The sequence below is a fragment of the Staphylococcus sp. AntiMn-1 genome, assembly GCF_001663395.1.
GTDB lineage: Bacteria > Bacillota > Bacilli > Staphylococcales > Staphylococcaceae > Staphylococcus > Staphylococcus equorum.
This window is the reverse complement of sequence record NZ_CP012968.1, coordinates 1,998,692-2,017,160: the sequence shown is the minus strand read 5'-3', so window position 1 is coordinate 2,017,160 and position 18,469 is coordinate 1,998,692. Positions and strand designations below refer to the sequence as shown.

The following is an 18,469-nucleotide window of genomic DNA, read 5'->3' as shown; positions in this document are numbered from 1 at the left end:
CTTTATATTGCAGTTATTAACAATTTGGAGGAAGAAAAAATGAAAAAATTAATGTTCAGCTCTGCCTTTTATACTTTATTAGGATTACTTAGTGGTTTGTTCTATAGAGAAATGTCAAAAGGAGAAAATTTTAGCGGTTATTCGCAATTAAATGTAACGCACACACATTTATTAGTTTTAGGTACAATTATGTTCTTGATTTTCATGGTTATCGAACATCAACTTAAATTGACTCGTAATAGTAAATTATTTAATAGTTTCTTTTATATTTTCCACTTAGGCGTATTAGTAACTGTAGCGATGCAATTTGTGAACGGTATTGCTACTATCAAAGGATTCAGTGTAAGTCCTGCAATCGCGGGCATTGCTGGTTTAGGTCACATCTTTATTTCTATCGCATTCATCTTATTCTTTGTGTTATTAAATAAAAGAATTAACGCCACTGCAGAAAAAAGAAAATAGCATAACCAAAAATCTGTTCAAGTCTCAATAATAGAAACTTGAACAGATTTTTTGTGTGTTTTTATTTTACTCCATATATAGAATTAATTGACACTCTTGCTCACAGATTTCAGACGTGTACAATTACGAGCGAGCGCTTACATAAATCAGTATAAAAATTCATTTTATGTTAGGAGAATTAATTTGATTACAGAATTCATTGATTTCTTAGATAAAATTATATGGAGTCCTCCGTTAGTTTTTGGTTTATTAATAACAGGATTGATATTTTCACTTATTACTCGCTTCGCACAAGTGAGACAATTTAAAGAAATGTTACGTTTATTATTCAAAGGTGAAAAATCTCCACAAGGTATTTCTAGTTTTCAAGCTATTTCATTATCACTAGCTGGCAGAGTTGGCACTGGGAATATCGTTGGTGTGTCAGCTGCCATATTTATTGGCGGCCCCGGTGCAGTCTTCTGGATGTGGGTGACAGCTTTACTAGGTGCAAGCACTGCATTTGTAGAGTCTACATTGGGTCAAATATATAAACAAAAGGAAAATGGGGAATACAGAGGCGGCCCTGCTTATTACATTGAAAATGGTATTGGAGGAAAGTTCGGAAAAATATTTGCGTTAATATTTGCTATAGTGACTATTATTTCAATCGGACTTTTAATGCCAGGCGTACAGTCCAATGCAATTGCAACTTCATTACATAGTGCTTTTAGCATTCCAAAATGGGCAGTCACAATTTTTCTAGTAATATTACTATCGCTTATCATTTTTGGTGGAATTAAACGCATTGCCAGTATGGCAACAGCAATTGTCCCTTTTATGGCTATAGCTTACATTTTATTAGCTGTTATTGTAATTTTTTTAAATATTGAGGAAGTTCCTGCATTATTCGCACTTATTTTTAAATCTGCACTAGGGTTACAATCTACTTTCGGTGGAATTATTGGGGCAATGATTGAAATTGGTGTAAAACGAGGATTATATTCAAATGAAGCAGGTCAAGGGACAGGACCCCATGCAGCTTCAGCGGCAGAAGTATCTCACCCAGTAAAACAAGGGCTTGTACAAGCTTTCTCAGCTTATATAGATACTATTTTCGTCTGTACAGCTACCGCACTAATTATTTTAATTTCAGGAACTTATAATACAACAGATGGCACAGAGAATGCACAAGGACAGCCTAATTTAATTGAAGATAATGGTGTTTATGTATTAAATGCAGATGGCTCTAAAGATTTCTCTGGGACTGCCATGTATGTACAATCTGGTATCGATAAAGCATTTCAAGGCGATAGCTACCAATTTGACCCAAATTTCGCTGGATTCGGCTCTTATTTTATAGCAGTTGCATTATTTTTCTTTGCATTTACTACCATATTAGCTTATTCGTATATTACCGAAACAAATATTGCGTATCTTACTAGAAATTTGAGTGCTAAAAAATCAAATTTTTATATTACATTGACCCGTTTCCTACTTATTTTTGCCACTGCATATGGCACAATCAAGACCGCTGATGCTGCGTGGGCAATGGGCGATGTAGGTGTTGGTATGATGGCATGGCTAAATATTATAGCTATATGGATTTTATGTAAGCCCGCCTTTCGTGCTTTAAAAGATTTTGAAAATCAGAAAAAATCGAAAGGCTCTGGCAGCTTAGCTGTTTATAAACCCACGCAACAAGATGCTCCTAATGCATATTTTTGGTTTAACAGAGAAAAAAATAAAGACAATTTTCATAAAAAAGAATAATAAATCTTTTACACACAGTTATATTATTTTATAACAAAACCCATGCCCTCTACTATGTAGAGAAACATGGGTTTTAATTTATTGATAGTCAATAACCATAGATATTAGGGTCATATTTTCTCCATTATTAACATAACTATGAGAGATGTCTGATCTGAACCTCAAAGCATCGCCTTCGCCTAAATGAAGCGTTTCATGTTCTAAATGCATTTCTAATTGTCCATCAATTACAATAATTGATTCCTCTGAACCGGATAAATGGGGTTCGGCATCTAATGTTGCTCCTGGATCAAGCTCAACGTAAAAGAATTCAAAGGACTTACTCTTTTCAAATGGAAAATATGGATAAACACGATATTTCCCCTCATCTTCAGTAACAGGTACAACATCTTCTTTTTTTAACTGTGTATAATCTGACTCTGCCTCATTCATTAAACTACTAAACGATAATTTTAAACCATTACTAATTTTCCAAACGGTATTTATTGAAGGAATCGTATTACCTTTTTCAATTTCATTCAATGAAGATGTGCTCACCCCTGTGAGCTTTGATAATTTGTCCAAGCTAATCTTATTTTTCTTTCTATATAAGTAAATATTCTTAGCTACTATTTTATGAAATTCCATTATTATGCCCCTTTTACATTGACTTTCCTGTTTAATGGATATAAAATCCTTTTAAAAGGAAATATCCTATTGAGCGGAAGTTTTATATTTATATTTCCATAATACAGGATAATGAAGGGAGAATGCAATTTGTTTATATCATTTGTTTTTTATACTTTTTTTATGAGTTATACACCTGGACCAAATAACTTATTAGCATTAGATGGCGCTTTAAAATTAGGTCTTAAAGGCACTGCGAAATTCTTAATTGGTATTGGATTAGGTTTTTTAACACTTTCCATGCTTTGCTTATTATTTAGTGAGTATATGGCTGCTTACTTTTCGAGTTTTATATTTGTAATTAAAATAGTGGGATTTATTTACTTATTGTATCTTGCTTATTCTGTATTTAAACACAATGCTAAAGACGCTCAACAAAGCAATACGTATCGTATGAGAGATGGTTTGCTTCTTCAATATATGAATCCTAAAACAATCGTTTATGTACTTACTGCAATCGTGACCTATGTAACTACTCAAAATATAAGTTTTCTTGCTACACTCAGTTATACAATTATCATTGCACTTATAGGTGTTTCAGGTGCAGTTGCCTGGGCAGTTATGGGACTTTGCTTTAAAAAACTTCTATTAAAATATGAATTTATCTATAAAGTTAGTATGTCTGCATGTCTTGTAGTTTTAGCATTTATGATGATTTTAGAATAATTATTATCTAATTGAACTTCATTAGTTTTTTCGGAATTTAGTTTTTAAATATCATTATTAGGGAATAAAGCAAACAGAGGTGATTTATATATGGATAATACTAATTTAACTAACAAGATTAATGAAATACTTAATACATCACGTGTCGGAGTGCTATCTACCGCATATAATAATGTGCCTAACAGTAGATATATGATTTTTTATAATGACGGTAACACGCTTTATACAAAAACAAATGTTAACTCAATAAAAATTGACGAAATTGAGTCAAATCCACGTGCACATATTTTAATTGGTTACGATGACACAAATAATCGTAGTTTTCTAGAAATTGATGCCACATTATCAATTGCTCAAGACCAAGAAACAATTGATTGGTTATGGCAAAATCAAGACAAATCGTTTTTCGATAACAAAACTGACCCAGAATTATGCGTAGTTAAAGCTCAACCACAATCTATTAAGATAATGAATGATAAAACATTAGATGAACCACAAACTATTAATTTTGAAGATTAATTTTCAAAGCACTTGTATAAGCAATGCTTATACAAGTGTTTTGTCTTTCATTAAATAATCTACGATTCAAGATACACTGTCTTTTTTACATAGAAAATGAATACATCTTATTTTTTAATAGGTTATGATAGAAGTAAGCTTTATAAAACAAGTAAGTTGAAAATGAATTTTTTAATTTATATAAATATAATCGCAATTAACACATAGGAGGTAATTTATGTTTTTAGCATGGAATGAAATTAAGCGTAACAAGTTGAAATTCAGCTTGATTATCGGTGTCTTAATTATGATCAGTTACCTACTTTTCCTTTTATCCGGCTTAGCAAGCGGTCTGATGAATATGAATAGAGAAGGCATCGATAAATGGCAAGCCGATGCTATTGTATTAAATAAAGATGCAAATGAAACTGTAGAACAGTCTTCGTTCAATAAAGATGATGTCAGAAATACATATGATAAACAAACGACTTTAAAACAGACTGGTGTTATCGCTTCTAATGGTAATGCAGAAGAAAATGCCTTACTATTTGGTGTCACTTCTGATTCTTTCCTAGTACCTGATATGATAGAAGGCAAAAAAGTAAAATCTGACAATGAAGTAGTGGCGGATGAAACTTTAAAAGATAAAGGGTTTAAAATAGGAGATAAATTATCGTTATCACAATCAGATGAAAAATTGGAAATTGTAGGCTTTAGTGAAAGTGCTAAATACAATGCCTCGCCAGTCCTATTTTCTAATAATAGTACAATACAAAAAATTAACCCTTCATTGGATAAAGATACAACCAATGCGGTCGTGGTCAAAGATAAAAATTGGAATAAGCAAGATTTAAATAGTGATTTAGAAGCTATAGAAATTGAAAGTTTCGTTGAAAATTTACCAGGTTATCAAGCTCAAAACTTAACTTTAAACTTTATGATCACGTTCTTATTTATTATTTCTGCAACAGTGATTGGTATTTTTTTATATGTCATTACGTTACAAAAAACAAATTTATTCGGTGTATTAAAGGCACAAGGTTTCACAAATGGATATTTAGCAAAAGTTGTATTATCACAAACATTCATCATTGCAATGATTGGTACATTAATTGGACTGGCGCTAACTTTACTGACTGGCGCCTTTTTACCAAGTGTAGTCCCGGTTAAATTTGATGTTACTACATTATTAGTATACGGCGTCGTCCTTATCATAGTTTCTCTATTAGGCAGCCTCTTCTCAATATTGACGATTAGAAAAGTAGATCCACTCAAGGCAATAGGATAAATAGGAGTGTATAATAAATGCTAGAATTTAAAAATGTCACTAAAAGCTTTAAAGACGGGAATCAAACAATTGAAGCTGTAAAACCTACATCTTTAAAATTTAATAAAAATGAACTAATTGCCATTATCGGACCCTCTGGTTCTGGAAAAAGTACATTTCTAACAATGGCTGGCGCATTACAAACACCTACATCTGGTGAAATTATCATCAATGATAAACAAGTGTCTCAACTGTCGTTAAAAGAATTAGCAAAAACGAGGATGCAAGAAATTGGTTTTATTCTTCAAGCTACGAATCTTGTACCATTTCTAAATGTAAAACAGCAATTTAAGTTACTACAAAAACAGAAAAAAGATGTTCTAGACGAAGCAAGTTATAATCAACTTGTTAAGCAACTAGATATTGCGGTGCTTGAGAATAAACTTCCAAGTGAAATATCTGGCGGACAAAAGCAACGCGTTGCGATTGCTAAAGCACTTTATACAAAACCATCAATTATTCTAGCTGATGAACCAACCGCTTCATTAGACACGAACAATGCAATGGAAGTAATGAAAATTTTGAAAGAACAAACGATGGAACAAAACAAAACTTGTATCGTCGTTACGCATGATGAGCGACTAACAGAGTATTGTGATAGCGTATATCACATGGAAGATGGTATGCTTACGCTGACTCAGGACAACAAATCATAATAAAATCCCTTCATAGCAATCACATTCAAGTGATTGTTTATGAAGGGATTTTTTATTTTGGTTAACAATTAATATCATATAATTAAATTTGTGATTAATATTAAGATAAGACCTACCACAGATAAGATAGACTCTAATAGCGTCCATGTTAAAAATAGTAGTGATTTGAGAAACCACTGACAAGTTTATAAAGAACTAGCTGAAGATATGTTCCCGAGGAAAGAGTGCACAAAGACTTCCAACAAAGTCCGATATTTTATCGACTATCTACTATGTAAAAATTCATTTAAATTATCACATACAACATGTGTCACTTATAATAGTTCACAGTTATTGCTTTTTTTCCATTTTCGACATATATCATAGATAACTAGTATACTTTTTATACTACATCGGTTTATTTTCTTTTAAATAGGTAATGAGTATTAAAACTAGAAATTATCATAATACGGGGGTACACATATGAATATTGTCGGTCATCATCACATTTCAATGTATACAAAAGATGCTCAAATAAACAAAGACTTCTACACTCAACTATTAGGATTACGCTTGGTAGAAAAATCCGTGAACCAAGATAATCCAACTATGTATCACTTGTTTTTCGGTGATGAAATTGGCTCTGTCGGTACATTACTAAGTTTTTTTGAAATTCCACATGTAGGTAAGAATCGTCCTGGTACAAATTCTATCCATCGTTTATCATTACTCGTCCCAAATGAAGCTGCACTATCTTATTTCAAGTCGCGTCTCACAGAAGCTAATATTACGACAACTGATATAACATATCTAAATCAGCCAGCACTATTATTTAAAGATGTCGATAATCTAGAAATCGTATTGCTCGTTAACGATGATTATAAAATCCCCACAACGTGGAGAAAAAATCCTTATGCGGATGTTCCTGTACAACATCAAATATTAGGTATGGGACCTGTTGAGCTTAGAGTTCGTGAAGCTCAACCAACAATCGATTTTTTAAAAAACGAACTAAATTATGCACCTCGTCAAGACACTGACGAAACTGTTATGACATTAGATCAAGAAGGTTTGTATACTGATTTCGTAGTTATTGAACAACAAGGAGAGCGTGCGCGTCCTGGTCAAGGATATGTACATCATATCGCCGTGAACACGCCAAAAGATTCAAATTTAGAGTCCGTATTAAACACAATTGATCATAACCCAGGAAATAATAGTGGCATTATAGATCGCTACTTTTTCAAATCTCTTTATTATCGACATAATAGTATTATGTATGAATTTGCAACTGATTCACCTGGATTTACGGTTGATACAGAGATTGAAAACCTAGGTAAAGAACTCAATTTGCCAGATTTTATGGAAAATCAAAGAACAGAAATAGAGTCTAAACTACATGATTTATAAAGGATGATACGCTATGGCTAAATTAAAAATGAATGAAAATACCCCATTAGAATTTGGTCTTTATTCACTTGGAGACCACTTACTTAATCCTCATAAAGGTGAAAAAGTAAGTTCTGAAAAACGTATACAAGAATTAATTGAAGCGAGTCAATTAGCCGAACAAGCAGGTATCAACGTTTTCGGCGTTGGTGAAAGCCATCAAGAACATTTTACTACACAGGCGCACACTGTTATTTTAGGTGCAATCGCACAAGCAACAAATACGATTAAAATATCTAGTTCATCCTCTATTATTAGTGCAGCTGATCCAGTTAGAGTCTTTGAAGACTTTGCAACACTAGACCTTATTTCTCACGGTCGTACAGAAATTGTAGCAGGAAGAGCATCACGCACTGGTATATTCGATTTATTTGGTTTAGATTTAAATGATTACGACGAACTTTATGAAGAGAAATTAAATTTACTGTTAGAACTTAATAAAACAAATAAAATTACTTGGTCTGGTAAGTTCAGACCTGACTTAAATAACATGGAAATTTTTCCAAGGCCTATAGATAATGTGTTACCAATTTGGAGAGCAGTTGGTGGTCCTGCTGCTAGTGCAATCAAGGCTGGTCGTCAAGGTATTCCTATGATGATTACAACTTTAGGTGGTCCAGCAATGACATTTAAAAATTCTATAGACGAATACCGTTTAACTGCCAAAGAATATGGCTTTGACAATTCCGCTGAAGCATTACCTGTTTCTACAGCAAGTTTATTCTATACTGCTGATACAACACAAGCTGCTTTACGTGAATTTTATCCTCATATTAATGTAGGTATGTCATTTATAAGAGGAACTGGTTATCCAAAACAACAATTTGCAAATACACCTGATTATAGAGATGCCCTAATGGTAGGAAGCCCACAGCAAATTATTGAAAAAATACTTTACCAACATGAGTTATATAATCACCAAAGATTTATGGCCCAAATTGATTTTGGTGGTGCACCTTTCGATAAAATCATGAAAAATATCGAACTTATCGGTAATGAAATTATACCTGGAATCAAAAAACATTTGAAAAAGTAGGTGACTTAGCATGAAAATCGTAATTCTATCCGGTTCAACTGTCGGTTCTAAGACAAGTACAGCCATGACATATTTAAACGAAGCAATTTCTCATCAACATGAAGAACATGAAATTCAATTTTTTGATTTAAAAAATTTAAATTTGTCATTTAGTGATGGTCGCAATTATTTAGATTATTCAGGAGATACTTTAGAATTCACTACTGCCTTAATGCAAGCTGATATTATTTTTATTGGTTTCCCTATATTCCAAGCTTCAATTCCTGGCACTTTAAAAAACGTATTTGATCTACTTCCTGTTAACGCTTTTAGGGATAAAGTTATCGGAATCATAGCCACGGCCGGTTCACCTAAGCATTATTTAATTCCTGAAACACAATTAAAACCAATATTAGGTTATATGAAGGCACACATTATTCAAACTTATGTATTTATCGAAGAACGTGATTTCTCACAAGGTACGATTGTAAATGATGATATCTTATTCAGAATAGAGGAATTAGCTACTTCAACATTACGCGTCTCCAAAGTGTATTCACAAATAATAGAAGAAGAAAATGATCAATATGACTTTTAGTATATAAATTTCACAAATTAAACTTAAGTACATTAATCTTTAATTATAAAATAGTTGGTTTAATAAAAATACGGAGAAACGATAAATATCATCGTCTCTCCGCTTTTTTTAATCTTTCATCATTATAATCAATATGTTATTAATTCAATTTATTGGTAACTAAACCTTTAGCTGTTTCAAAAACAGTAATATCTTTTTTTGTGATGAGGTCTTCAGTTAATTGCAATTCAGTCATTTGGTTTGTATCGTACCATTTAACATACATTGTGCGTGTTGTTAAATTGAACACAGTTTGGTAAAGGGTATAATGCAATTCTCCATTTTCATCAAGTACAGCGCCTTTAGGAATACTAATGCCATCTAATAATTTGAAAGCATCCAACACATCATACTCAGGTTTGTCACTATTTATAAGATGATTTTTCAAAAATGCAGTACGCACAAATCGCTCTGGTGCTGTATAGCCACCCGGTAAACCATAAGTGCCACCTTCATTTCCTAAGGATTTTAGTGGTTGCCCCATAAATGTACTTTCCTGTGGTTTCTGTGGTGTAATATTTATATAATTTCTTAGGTTTTCGTAATGCCAGTTTAAATCTGGGTTATTCGTTAATACGCCGATTGGATTTTCATTTATGACGATACTGCCATTTTGGAATGTAAGTTCGACAGATCTACCTGTATCATCAGAAACGTGATAATGTAATGGCGGTACTTCTGCAATTTCGTTTACTACATGTGCTACCACATTAACTGATTTAGCATTTTCGATTAAATCGTCAATATTTTATTATAGCCAAGTATCCATGTAATAATTTCATTTTGACTAATATTTATAAAGCCTTGTCGTACTTCAGAAGCATATGATGCATAACCTCTAAAGTACTGTACGGAAGCACCCACGCCGTGTTCATTCACGCCGTCTCCAAATACAAAGCCTGCCATATCGCTGCCTGCTCCAATAAAACCATACAACGTCTCACCTTTATATCCAACACGTGATTCCCAATAAAAATGACGCGGCTGTACTGCGGGTTGTCCGTCCAAATGATAGACAAAATCCATCGTACGTCCTAAGATCGCCTGGTTACTCTTTGATAAGAATGAAAATCCTGTACACATTCATAATCTACTCCTTTACGCTATGCTTAATCTCTATCTATAATGATTAAATTCAGTTTCTTGTTCCTCTCTATATTAGGAAACTTCTTACTATATTAATACTAATTCGCTTACGTAACCGAGTTAATATATAAAAAATTAAGTTCTTTTTTAAGTCGTAATATATTCACATCGTTTACCTGTGCTCAATGAAGTTGGTACATCAATAATGCGTTGATTTAATGAACCTTTATAAGGTAAGTTAGGTTGAAACAAATGATTGATAAAAGGCCCATCTACTAATACATCGATGAGCTCAAGTAATGCCCTTCTCTCAGCAGTATCTTGAACTAAATATTCATATAAAAATCCTGTCCATACCCATAACGATTTGGAATTACCAAAACGTTGCCTCAATACTTGGGCACATTTTAAAGTAATATCTAAATTGCAAAAAGGTTCACCACCTAAAATGCTTAAACCTGAAATATAATCAGGTTCGCAATAATCCATAATTTCTTCTAGAATAGTTTCATTAAAACGTTCTCCGTATCTAAAATTTTGAGCAGCTTTGTTATAACAATTTTTACAAGCAAAAGGACAACCAGAAATGTACATACTGCATCTAACCCCTTCGCCATCAACAAAGCTCTGCGCTTCTATTTTGGCAATATAACCTTGTCCCTTAGTGATTTCTAAGTTTTTCATAATGTCGCATCTTTCAAGTGTTTAACACGTGCACACATTTCTTTATGACGACCTTCAATTGTCGGCCGTTGTACAGGATTGCCTAAATAACCGCAAGTTCGTTTAACGACATCTACAGTTGTTGGGTCATCATTACCACATTCAGGACATTGATAACCTTTAGCCGTTGTTTTAAAATCTCCTTTAAAATCACATTTACGACAATGATCGATAGGAATGTTCGTCCCTAGATAGCTCACCTTGTCATAGGAATAATCCCAAACCGCTTCCAAAGCTTTCAAATTATGATTGAGCTTTGGATACTCGCAATAGTGAATATACCCACCGCTCGCATATACAGGATAATCTTTTTCAAAATCAATTTTCTTAAATGGTGTAATGTCTTTACGTACATCATAATGGAATGAATTTTGGTAGTAGCCTTTATCTGTAATGTCAACAACGTCACCAAATTTTTCTCGATCTAATCTGCAAAATCTATCTGTTAAAGATTCACTTGGTGTACTATATATGCTGAACCACACATCGTATTTTTCAGTCCAACGTAGTTGATAAACTTTCATGGCTTTTAAAATAGCTAACGTAAATGCTTTGCCTTTGGACTTACTTTCCCAATTCGGACCAAAGAATACTGTAGCCGCTTCATATAAACCGATATAACCCATAGATAATGTTGCACGTTGACCTTTAAATAGGTCCATCACACTATCACTGTCTGTTAAGCGATGTTTAAATGCACCATTTTTATATAAAATAGGAGCATTATCAGGTGTTGCTTCTGCTATTCGCTCTAAACGATACACTAACGTATCATGCATGATATTCATGCGTTCATGGAATAATTTCCAAAATAGTTCTATATCTCCATCAGATTCTAATGCAATGCGTGGTACATTGAGTGTCACTACCCCAAGTTTACATCTACCATTATTTTCATATTCACCTGCTTCATTTTTCCATGCAGGTAAAAATGAACGACATCCCATCGGTGCTTTGAAATCGCCTAGCAATTCCACAGTTTTATCATAATTTAAAATATCTGGGTACATACGCTTTGTAGAACATTCTAGCGCAAGTTGTTTAATATCATAATTGGGATCTGATTCACTGAAATTCACAGCTTTTTTGATGGAAAATACTAATTTAGGAAAAATTGCGGTAATGCAGTCTTTACCTAATCCTTTAATACGCGTGTGAAAAATTGCTTGCTGAATTTTACGGCTATATTTATCTATACCGAGTCCAAATCCCAGTGTTACAAATGGCGTCTGTCCATTAGATGTATATAAAGTATTAATTTCATACTCTAAACTCTCAATAGCATCACCTATATCTTGTGTCACTTGATTATCCACATATGTATCAATATCCGCTGCATTTACAAATTTTCCTGCAACTTTGCGGTGTTTTTGCTCATTAAATTGAGCGTACTTACTTAACAATTCATCGACTCTATCAATTGTGCAACCGCCATACTGACTACTCGATACATTCGCAATAATCTGTACTAACTGCGCAGATGCTGTTTGAATCGATTTCGGTGAAGTCACTGTTGCGTTACCTATTTGAAAACCGTCTTCTAACATACTTTCAGCATCGATTAAACAACAATTCGTTAATGGTTGAAAAGGATGATAATCTAAATCATGAAAATGAATATCTCCCTGTTTATGCGCTTCAGCCACATGCTTTGGCAGTAAATAGTCCAATGCATATGATTTAGAAACTACTCCCGCCGTTAAATCTCTCATTGTTGAAAATGTAGAACTATCTTTATTGGCATTTTCATTAACTACTGTAGGATCTTTAGTAATAAGATCTTTTAAATTCGTTTCAAGTTTATTCACATTATCCCTCTTTACTATATATTGTGCTTTATTTTAATTTATAACACTATATATAGTGATTCAAATATGAACATCTACGTTAACGAATTTGTCATATATTTTTAAACATTTCATGAACTTTAGTTTGTTTTTCCAATAAATGCATTAACTTATTTATTACTTTAAGCATTTTAGAAATTCTTCATATAATGCTACAGCTTGGTCTTCATTTTCAATACCATACACGTTCATTCTGCCGTCTTTAAATAGCGTTATTTCATAATCTCGATAAGATATCATTTTAGCGAAATAATTACTTTTCATGACTTTCACTGGTAGTAAATCTGTATATTTAAATATTTGAGGAGTAAATCTCAATAGAAATACATTACCGCACTGTTTTTCAATAGAATTTTGTTGAGCCATGTTGAGATATTCATAATTTCCTTCGTTACAGATAGGGCAGTTATTGTTTTTTAATGTATCTATATTAAGTGTTTTATACTGCATCGTATAGCAGTCCATCGTTGTTAACTTTCTAGAAAAACCTTTTCCAGACAGCCACCTTAATAACTCTGATACTTCCATGCTTGCCACTTGATGAATCACTGGAGGAAGTACACCATTTATTGCGCAACTTTCCCCTGTAGATGGCGTTGTACCAAGCATACATTTTAAGCATGGCCCATGATAATCAATGGCATATACTGTACCCTTACTGCCTACAGCTGCTCCATAAATCCATGGCACACCTAATTTATGACAAACTTCATTAATCAAATACCTAATCGCAAAATGATCCATTCCATCCAGTACGATATCAGGTTGATGTTGACAGAGTAATGCTTCTATATTTGTATTTGTAATCTCTTGATATAACGCCTGTACTTGAACTTCACTATTAATTTGTCCAAGATGTACTTTTAACGCTTCTACTTTAGGCAGCATTTGCGTGGTATCTGCTTCAACATAAGTAGCCTGTCTGTGTAAATTGGATTCTTCTACAATATCCATATCGATAATAGTGAGCTGACCAACACCCATTCGAGTTAACAACTCTGCACATTGGCTTCCAAGCGCACCTGCGCCCATAATCATGACATGTGTCTGTTGCAATTGCGCTTGTCCATATTTACCAAATGGTTCATAACGCATTTGACGATCATAGCGTTGTGTCATAGGAACCCTATACCTTCAGTAGGGCTTGAAGCTTGTGCTGTGTATTTCACTGGTATTCTTCCCGCTTCATAACTCAACCTACCTGCATGAATACCTAATTTCATCGCTTCCGCCATTTTCACTGGATTTTGTGCGCTAGATATTGCCGTATTAAGTAGGATACCATCTGCTCCGAGTTCCATTGCATGACAGGCATCTTTAGGAGAACCAATACCCGCATCAACTATGACAGGAACATTTACTTTTTCGATTATATAACGTAAATTCAAAGGATTATTAATACCTCTTCCCGTGCCTATCGGTGATGCGAGTGGCATAATTGCATGCACACCTAAATCTTCTAATCGTTTTGCTAATACCACATCATTAGAAATATAAGGACAAACTGTATAACCTTTATCTAACAAGATTTCACAAGCTTTATACGTTTCTAACGGGTCGGGTAATAACGTTTCATCGTCTCCTATAACTTCTACTTTTATCATGTCACAGACACCTGCATGATTTGCGATTTCAGCTATGCGGACTGCTTCTTCTGCTGATTTGGCCCCGGCAGTATTAGGAAAAGTAATGAATTTAGATAAGTCTACTTTCGCTAATGGATTGGGTAACTTTTTATCATATAAATTCATTCGACGTACTGCAAAGGTCAAAACCTCTGTCCCTGACGCCTCGATTGCTTCAGTTTGTATCGCTTCACTATCAAATTTCCCTGTTCCTAATAATAATCTTGAATTTAACTTAAATTCGCCTATCTTGAACATGTTATCCGCCTCCTACAAATTCTAATAATTCCAAACGATCGTCATCCGTAACCTTATGCTTTGAAAATTGTTCTCTCTGAATTAATTGTTCATTATGTTCCACAATCATACGCGTTTCATCCAAATCTAGTTCTTGAATCACTTCCTGAATACTTAATGCCCTATCAAAAGTAAAGTTGTCACCGTTTATAATGCACTTCATTGGTCTTACCCCTTTCAATTATAAAATCTGCAAATTGTTCCGGCTTACGATCATACTGAATCCAATCGCCCATCCATTTTCCAACGTAAGGTGATAGTAAAATGCCATTGCGATAATGTCCTGAAATGATAAATAAATGTTTAGCTACTTCATCCATAATGGGTTTTTCACCTGAGGTATAAGGTCTAATGCCTGACCATTGATTGATTAATTTACCATCTCTTAAGTTAGGAATATGCATCGTAGCCTGTTGTAACAACCATTTTTTCCCTAATTGAGAAACACCTACTGAATAATCATCAAAATAACTTGTGGCTCCAATTAAATAACGATTTTTCATTTTTGGAACAACGTAACAACCATTTGTAGTAAATAACGTTGTTTCTAAAGACAGATTTGGATGCTCTACAAGTAACACTTCACCTTTAACTCCTGTAACACTAATGTTTGGCATGTAGTGACTCAATAATTTTCCACTCCAAGCTCCTCCAGCGACCACTACCTTTTCCGCAGTTAACACATCTGTGTCGGTTACCACACGATAGCCTGGATTTAATGGTGTTATGTCACTAACTTCTGTGTTGTAAATACGGTGAATGCCCCGTTGTTCTAACGATTTTAATAACGCTTTCGTGTATTTATTGGCATTGATTTGATTATCATTCGGTATATACATTGCGGATAACTTGTCTGATATTACGTTGCCATTCGTTCTTTCTTTCAGTGACTTTGCAGGCAATAATTCCACAGCTCGGTTGTATTGCTGCAGAAATTTATATTGCTTTTCAACACTTGCGTTATCATCAATACTGCTTGCGATTTTAATTAAACCACTATCCAGATATTCAATATCTAAGCCTACTTCATCTAGCAAACTATCCCTCAGTGGCTCGAACATTTCTTGAGCCTGTCGTGCTATATGAAACAAATCACTGTCTTCAGTAAATTCATTTTGAGCACCAAGCATTCCTCCAGCTTTAAATGAAGCATGTTTCCCTGGTATATCACGATCTATCACAGCAATTTTGATATCTGATTTACTTAATTCTCTCGCGATTGACATACCCATTACACCAGAGCCAATGATTATGACATCATACATACGTCTGCCAATCCTCCTTCAGCTGTTTGATTTCATTTACGTTTTGTTGCGCAAAAATGGAAATCCCTGCAATGCCTTTGAATCCATTAGGTAGCTCTTTTAAAGTTTGTGTATTGATACCGCCTAAAGCGATAATTGGGATATTGAATTTTAACGCTTTATTTATTTCATTTTCTGTCCTTGGATGTTGATTCGGTTTGGAATTGGTTTTAAAAATATGTCCATATAAGACAAATGCTAACTGTAATGCTTCTGCTTGCGCTATATGTTTTGTGTCGTGTGTAGACATACTAACTTGGATGTCTGGATGATTATATTTAAAGTCCGCTATGCGCTCATCTTTTTCTTTAAAATGAATAGCACGTAACTTGCATCGTGTTAATACAGTTAAATTGTCATGAATAATTATTTTACTTTTAGGAAAGCCGGATTGATTAAGCAAATGAACCCAATCAATCAATTCAGCCGTCTCCATTGGTGTTCTGATAATTAAATAGTCTATAAACTGCTCTATTTTGATATACTGCTTAATTTCTACTGCATTTAAATACTTATACTGTGTAATTGCTATAAACAATGTTTTCACCCCAAATAAAAAAACGTCATTTTTCTGGTAAGAAAAATGACGTTGGATTAACGAATTCGCATGTTTATAACGCCACTTTCCTACGCCAGTACAAACTGGATCAGGTTCAAGGAATTCCCAAGTTACTACTTCGGTCTCAGCCTTATGCAAGGCACTTCCAGTGGTTATTTAAGCTATTTAATTTTTATAATAATTATTAAATATGTGTTGAAGAATTATTACATACAACTTAACCTATTCCATTGATTATTTCAAGTGGCATTATAATTTAAGTTGTTTTTAAGTGTTAAAGTAGATACTATTACTTATTTTTAAATAATTCAACTAGTAACTATTTTTTACTTTTAGATATTTCTAGTAAACTAGCTGTAAGACTTTGAGTTTGTCGATATACACTTTGATATAAAGCAAAATATTGCATATATTGTTTGTGTTTCTCACTATCTGGTTTAAAAGATTTTTCATAACGTATAAATTGCTTTGTAGCCGCTTCGATACTTTCATACCATCCTAGACCACATACAGCCAAGATTGCCGCACCCATACAAGGCCCTTCTTCATACTTCAATTTACTAATTTCAGCATTAAATATATCGGCTTGTAATTGTAACCAAAAGTCGCTTTTTGCACCGCCACCGATAGACACGATATGTTGAATATCTTTACCACAATCGCGTAAATATTTTATCGACTCGAATAAAGAAAAGGTTATACCTTCAATAACTGCCCGTGCCATGTCACCACTACTATGTAAGCCACTTAAACCTATAAAGCTCCCTCTGATGTTGGAATCCCCATGTGGCGTGCGTTCTCCCGATAGATATGGTGTGAATAATAATCCATTACTGCCAACCTGTGATTGACTCGCCATGGTAATGATTTCATCATAGCTTAAATGTCCTAATATATTTCGGCGTAGCCACTGCAAACTGTCACCAGCAGCAAGTGTCACGCCCATAACATAAGCCATATCTTCTAAAGCATGATTAAAATAATGCATATTCCGGCGATACTCCGTATGTTTTTCACTTTCACATGATAAGACCACGCCTGAAGTGCCAATACTACAAAGTGTTTCATTGGTTTTAATCATTCCCGCACCAAGCGCTCCACATGCATTATCACCACCACCTGCAATAACAGCCACTTGCCCATTTAGTCCGAGTTCTGTTGCTATCTTCTCGTCCATATAACCAACTAATTTATGTGAAGCTACAAGTTTAGGGTAAATATTATGAATATCAAATTGTTCACCAATATTTTCATCCCAAGCTTTGCACTTATGATCAAATAATAATGTACTTGAGGCATCTGAATATTCCATATTTAACTTGCCAGTTAATTTGAATCGAACATAATCCTTAGGTAATAAAAACACTTTCGTATTGCGCCAATGTTCAGGTTCATTTTCCTTTATCCATAATAATTTCGTAAGGGTAAAACCTTCTAATACAGGATTATCTAACACATAATCACCTAGTTTTTCTCTAATAACTTCACATTGAGGTGTAGTCCTTGTATCGTTCCAAAGAATTGCATTTCGTAGTGGTTCGCCATTATCGTCCAATATCACCAAACTATGCATTTGTCCTGAAAGTGATAGTCCGCTAATATGCATATGCTTAACTTCATCTGTCACCATTAATCGCTTAATACATCGTTTAGTTGCTTCAAACCACGCTTCTGGATGTTGTTCATTAAACCCATTTTGTGGCTGTATGATGTCTAGAGATTCGCTTTCACTCTGTAAAACTTTACCATGTCTATTTACTGCTATTACTTTAACAGAGCTTGTTCCAATATCAATACCTAACACTGCATCAGTCAATTTAATCGGTCCTTTATAAATAGATTTTAAATTTTTATTTCGTAATATGTGATATACGACCTATTTATAACACGCCCGATAAATAAATCAAAATTCTAAAAAAGA

At 33.8% G+C, this 18,469-nt stretch carries 18 protein-coding genes, 1 pseudogene and 1 riboswitch; of the genes and pseudogenes, 9 read left to right on the top strand and 10 right to left on the bottom strand.

Annotated elements, in window-relative coordinates; all coding sequences use genetic code 11:
- The first annotated feature begins 39 nt into the window (after window positions 1-39).
- Together AOB58_RS09815 and AOB58_RS09810 are read left to right on the top strand one after the other, a co-directional pair.
- On the top strand, window positions 40-462 hold the full coding sequence (locus AOB58_RS09815; RefSeq protein ID WP_046465781.1) for a DUF2871 domain-containing protein: 423 nt from the start codon (window positions 40-42) through the stop codon (window positions 460-462).
- Between the two features lie 183 nt (window positions 463-645).
- Window positions 646-2,214 (top strand): alanine/glycine:cation symporter family protein, encoded by a 1,569-nt coding sequence (locus AOB58_RS09810; protein WP_046465780.1) that lies wholly within the window; start codon window positions 646-648, stop codon window positions 2,212-2,214.
- Between the two features lie 78 nt (window positions 2,215-2,292).
- On the opposite strand, the gene AOB58_RS09805 is transcribed toward AOB58_RS09810, so the two are convergent.
- A complete protein-coding gene (locus AOB58_RS09805; RefSeq protein ID WP_021338902.1) occupies window positions 2,293-2,841 on the bottom strand; it encodes a helix-turn-helix domain-containing protein in 549 nt (182 codons plus the stop codon).
- Window positions 2,842-2,970: 129 nt separating this feature from the next.
- Here AOB58_RS09805 and AOB58_RS09800 point away from each other — a divergent pair, with 129 nt between their 5' ends.
- The 7 genes from AOB58_RS09800 to AOB58_RS09770 all read left to right on the top strand — a co-directional run bounded on the left by AOB58_RS09800 (window position 2,971) and on the right by AOB58_RS09770 (window position 9,068).
- Window positions 2,971-3,546 carry a LysE family transporter gene (locus AOB58_RS09800; RefSeq protein ID WP_021338903.1) on the top strand — a complete coding sequence of 192 codons (576 nt, stop codon included), beginning with the start codon at window positions 2,971-2,973 and terminating at the stop codon, window positions 3,544-3,546.
- Between the two features lie 90 nt (window positions 3,547-3,636).
- Window positions 3,637-4,065, top strand: coding sequence for a pyridoxamine 5'-phosphate oxidase family protein (locus AOB58_RS09795; RefSeq protein ID WP_021338904.1), 429 nt, complete (start codon window positions 3,637-3,639; stop codon window positions 4,063-4,065).
- Between the two features lie 217 nt (window positions 4,066-4,282).
- Window positions 4,283-5,332 (top strand): ABC transporter permease, encoded by a 1,050-nt coding sequence (locus AOB58_RS09790; RefSeq protein WP_021338905.1) that lies wholly within the window; start codon window positions 4,283-4,285, stop codon window positions 5,330-5,332.
- 17 nt (window positions 5,333-5,349) lie between these two features.
- Window positions 5,350-6,027: an ABC transporter ATP-binding protein gene (locus AOB58_RS09785; protein ID WP_046465779.1), complete on the top strand. Its 678-nt coding sequence runs from the start codon at window positions 5,350-5,352 to the stop codon at window positions 6,025-6,027.
- A 462-nt stretch (window positions 6,028-6,489) separates the two neighbouring features.
- On the top strand, window positions 6,490-7,416 hold the full coding sequence (locus tag AOB58_RS09780) for a VOC family protein (protein WP_021338910.1): 927 nt from the start codon (window positions 6,490-6,492) through the stop codon (window positions 7,414-7,416).
- A 13-nt stretch (window positions 7,417-7,429) separates the two neighbouring features.
- Window positions 7,430-8,491 carry an LLM class flavin-dependent oxidoreductase gene (locus AOB58_RS09775; RefSeq protein WP_046465778.1) on the top strand — a complete coding sequence of 354 codons (1,062 nt, stop codon included), beginning with the start codon at window positions 7,430-7,432 and terminating at the stop codon, window positions 8,489-8,491.
- Between the two features lie 10 nt (window positions 8,492-8,501).
- Window positions 8,502-9,068 carry an NADPH-dependent FMN reductase gene (locus AOB58_RS09770; protein WP_021338912.1) on the top strand — a complete coding sequence of 189 codons (567 nt, stop codon included), beginning with the start codon at window positions 8,502-8,504 and terminating at the stop codon, window positions 9,066-9,068.
- Between the two features lie 139 nt (window positions 9,069-9,207).
- On the opposite strand, the pseudogene AOB58_RS09765 reads toward AOB58_RS09770, so the two are convergent.
- The 9 genes and pseudogenes from AOB58_RS09765 to xylB all read right to left on the bottom strand — a co-directional run bounded on the left by AOB58_RS09765 (window position 9,208) and on the right by xylB (window position 18,364).
- Window positions 9,208-10,190 (bottom strand): annotated as a pseudogene (locus AOB58_RS09765) (choloylglycine hydrolase family protein).
- Between the two features lie 150 nt (window positions 10,191-10,340).
- On the bottom strand, window positions 10,341-10,877 hold the full coding sequence (gene nrdG / locus AOB58_RS09760) for an anaerobic ribonucleoside-triphosphate reductase activating protein (RefSeq protein ID WP_046465776.1): 537 nt from the start codon (window positions 10,875-10,877) through the stop codon (window positions 10,341-10,343).
- Window positions 10,874-12,724: an anaerobic ribonucleoside-triphosphate reductase gene (nrdD, locus tag AOB58_RS09755; protein ID WP_064783377.1), complete on the bottom strand. Its 1,851-nt coding sequence runs from the start codon at window positions 12,722-12,724 to the stop codon at window positions 10,874-10,876. Before nrdD ends, nrdG begins: the two co-directional genes overlap by 4 nt.
- A gap of 156 nt (window positions 12,725-12,880) precedes the next feature.
- Window positions 12,881-13,882 carry a ThiF family adenylyltransferase gene (locus AOB58_RS09750; protein ID WP_046465774.1) on the bottom strand — a complete coding sequence of 334 codons (1,002 nt, stop codon included), beginning with the start codon at window positions 13,880-13,882 and terminating at the stop codon, window positions 12,881-12,883.
- Window positions 13,879-14,646, bottom strand: coding sequence for a thiazole synthase (locus AOB58_RS09745; protein WP_021338917.1), 768 nt, complete (start codon window positions 14,644-14,646; stop codon window positions 13,879-13,881). Before AOB58_RS09745 ends, AOB58_RS09750 begins: the two co-directional genes overlap by 4 nt.
- A gap of 1 nt (window position 14,647) precedes the next feature.
- The gene (gene thiS, locus AOB58_RS09740; RefSeq protein ID WP_021338918.1) at window positions 14,648-14,848 is read right to left on the bottom strand and encodes a sulfur carrier protein ThiS; all 201 of its coding nucleotides are present in this window, start codon (window positions 14,846-14,848) and stop codon (window positions 14,648-14,650) included.
- Window positions 14,826-15,950 (bottom strand): NAD(P)/FAD-dependent oxidoreductase, encoded by a 1,125-nt coding sequence (locus tag AOB58_RS09735; protein ID WP_046465773.1) that lies wholly within the window; start codon window positions 15,948-15,950, stop codon window positions 14,826-14,828. The genes thiS and AOB58_RS09735 overlap by 23 nt, the downstream gene beginning before the upstream one ends.
- Window positions 15,943-16,536 carry a thiamine phosphate synthase gene (locus AOB58_RS09730; protein ID WP_230622019.1) on the bottom strand — a complete coding sequence of 198 codons (594 nt, stop codon included), beginning with the start codon at window positions 16,534-16,536 and terminating at the stop codon, window positions 15,943-15,945. Before AOB58_RS09730 ends, AOB58_RS09735 begins: the two co-directional genes overlap by 8 nt.
- Window positions 16,537-16,596: 60 nt before the next feature.
- Window positions 16,597-16,705, bottom strand: a riboswitch (TPP riboswitch).
- A 162-nt stretch (window positions 16,706-16,867) separates the two neighbouring features.
- The gene (xylB, locus tag AOB58_RS09725) at window positions 16,868-18,364 is read right to left on the bottom strand and encodes a xylulokinase (protein ID WP_046465772.1); all 1,497 of its coding nucleotides are present in this window, start codon (window positions 18,362-18,364) and stop codon (window positions 16,868-16,870) included.
- Window positions 18,365-18,469 lie beyond the last annotated feature (105 nt).

Coding starts and splice junctions, on each gene's coding strand:
- AOB58_RS09745 (WP_021338917.1), bottom strand. CDS start 14,646: ATGTTCAAGATAGGCGAATTTAAGTTAAATTCAAGATTATTATTAGGA.
- AOB58_RS09785 (WP_046465779.1), top strand. CDS start 5,350: ATGCTAGAATTTAAAAATGTCACTAAAAGCTTTAAAGACGGGAATCAA.
- AOB58_RS09790 (WP_021338905.1), top strand. CDS start 4,283: ATGTTTTTAGCATGGAATGAAATTAAGCGTAACAAGTTGAAATTCAGC.
- AOB58_RS09770 (WP_021338912.1), top strand. CDS start 8,502: ATGAAAATCGTAATTCTATCCGGTTCAACTGTCGGTTCTAAGACAAGT.
- nrdG (WP_046465776.1), bottom strand. CDS start 10,877: ATGAAAAACTTAGAAATCACTAAGGGACAAGGTTATATTGCCAAAATA.
- AOB58_RS09780 (WP_021338910.1), top strand. CDS start 6,490: ATGAATATTGTCGGTCATCATCACATTTCAATGTATACAAAAGATGCT.
- AOB58_RS09815 (WP_046465781.1), top strand. CDS start 40: ATGAAAAAATTAATGTTCAGCTCTGCCTTTTATACTTTATTAGGATTA.
- AOB58_RS09795 (WP_021338904.1), top strand. CDS start 3,637: ATGGATAATACTAATTTAACTAACAAGATTAATGAAATACTTAATACA.
- AOB58_RS09735 (WP_046465773.1), bottom strand. CDS start 15,950: ATGTATGATGTCATAATCATTGGCTCTGGTGTAATGGGTATGTCAATC.
- AOB58_RS09775 (WP_046465778.1), top strand. CDS start 7,430: ATGGCTAAATTAAAAATGAATGAAAATACCCCATTAGAATTTGGTCTT.
- thiS (WP_021338918.1), bottom strand. CDS start 14,848: ATGAAGTGCATTATAAACGGTGACAACTTTACTTTTGATAGGGCATTA.
- AOB58_RS09750 (WP_046465774.1), bottom strand. CDS start 13,882: ATGACACAACGCTATGATCGTCAAATGCGTTATGAACCATTTGGTAAA.
- AOB58_RS09805 (WP_021338902.1), bottom strand. CDS start 2,841: ATGGAATTTCATAAAATAGTAGCTAAGAATATTTACTTATATAGAAAG.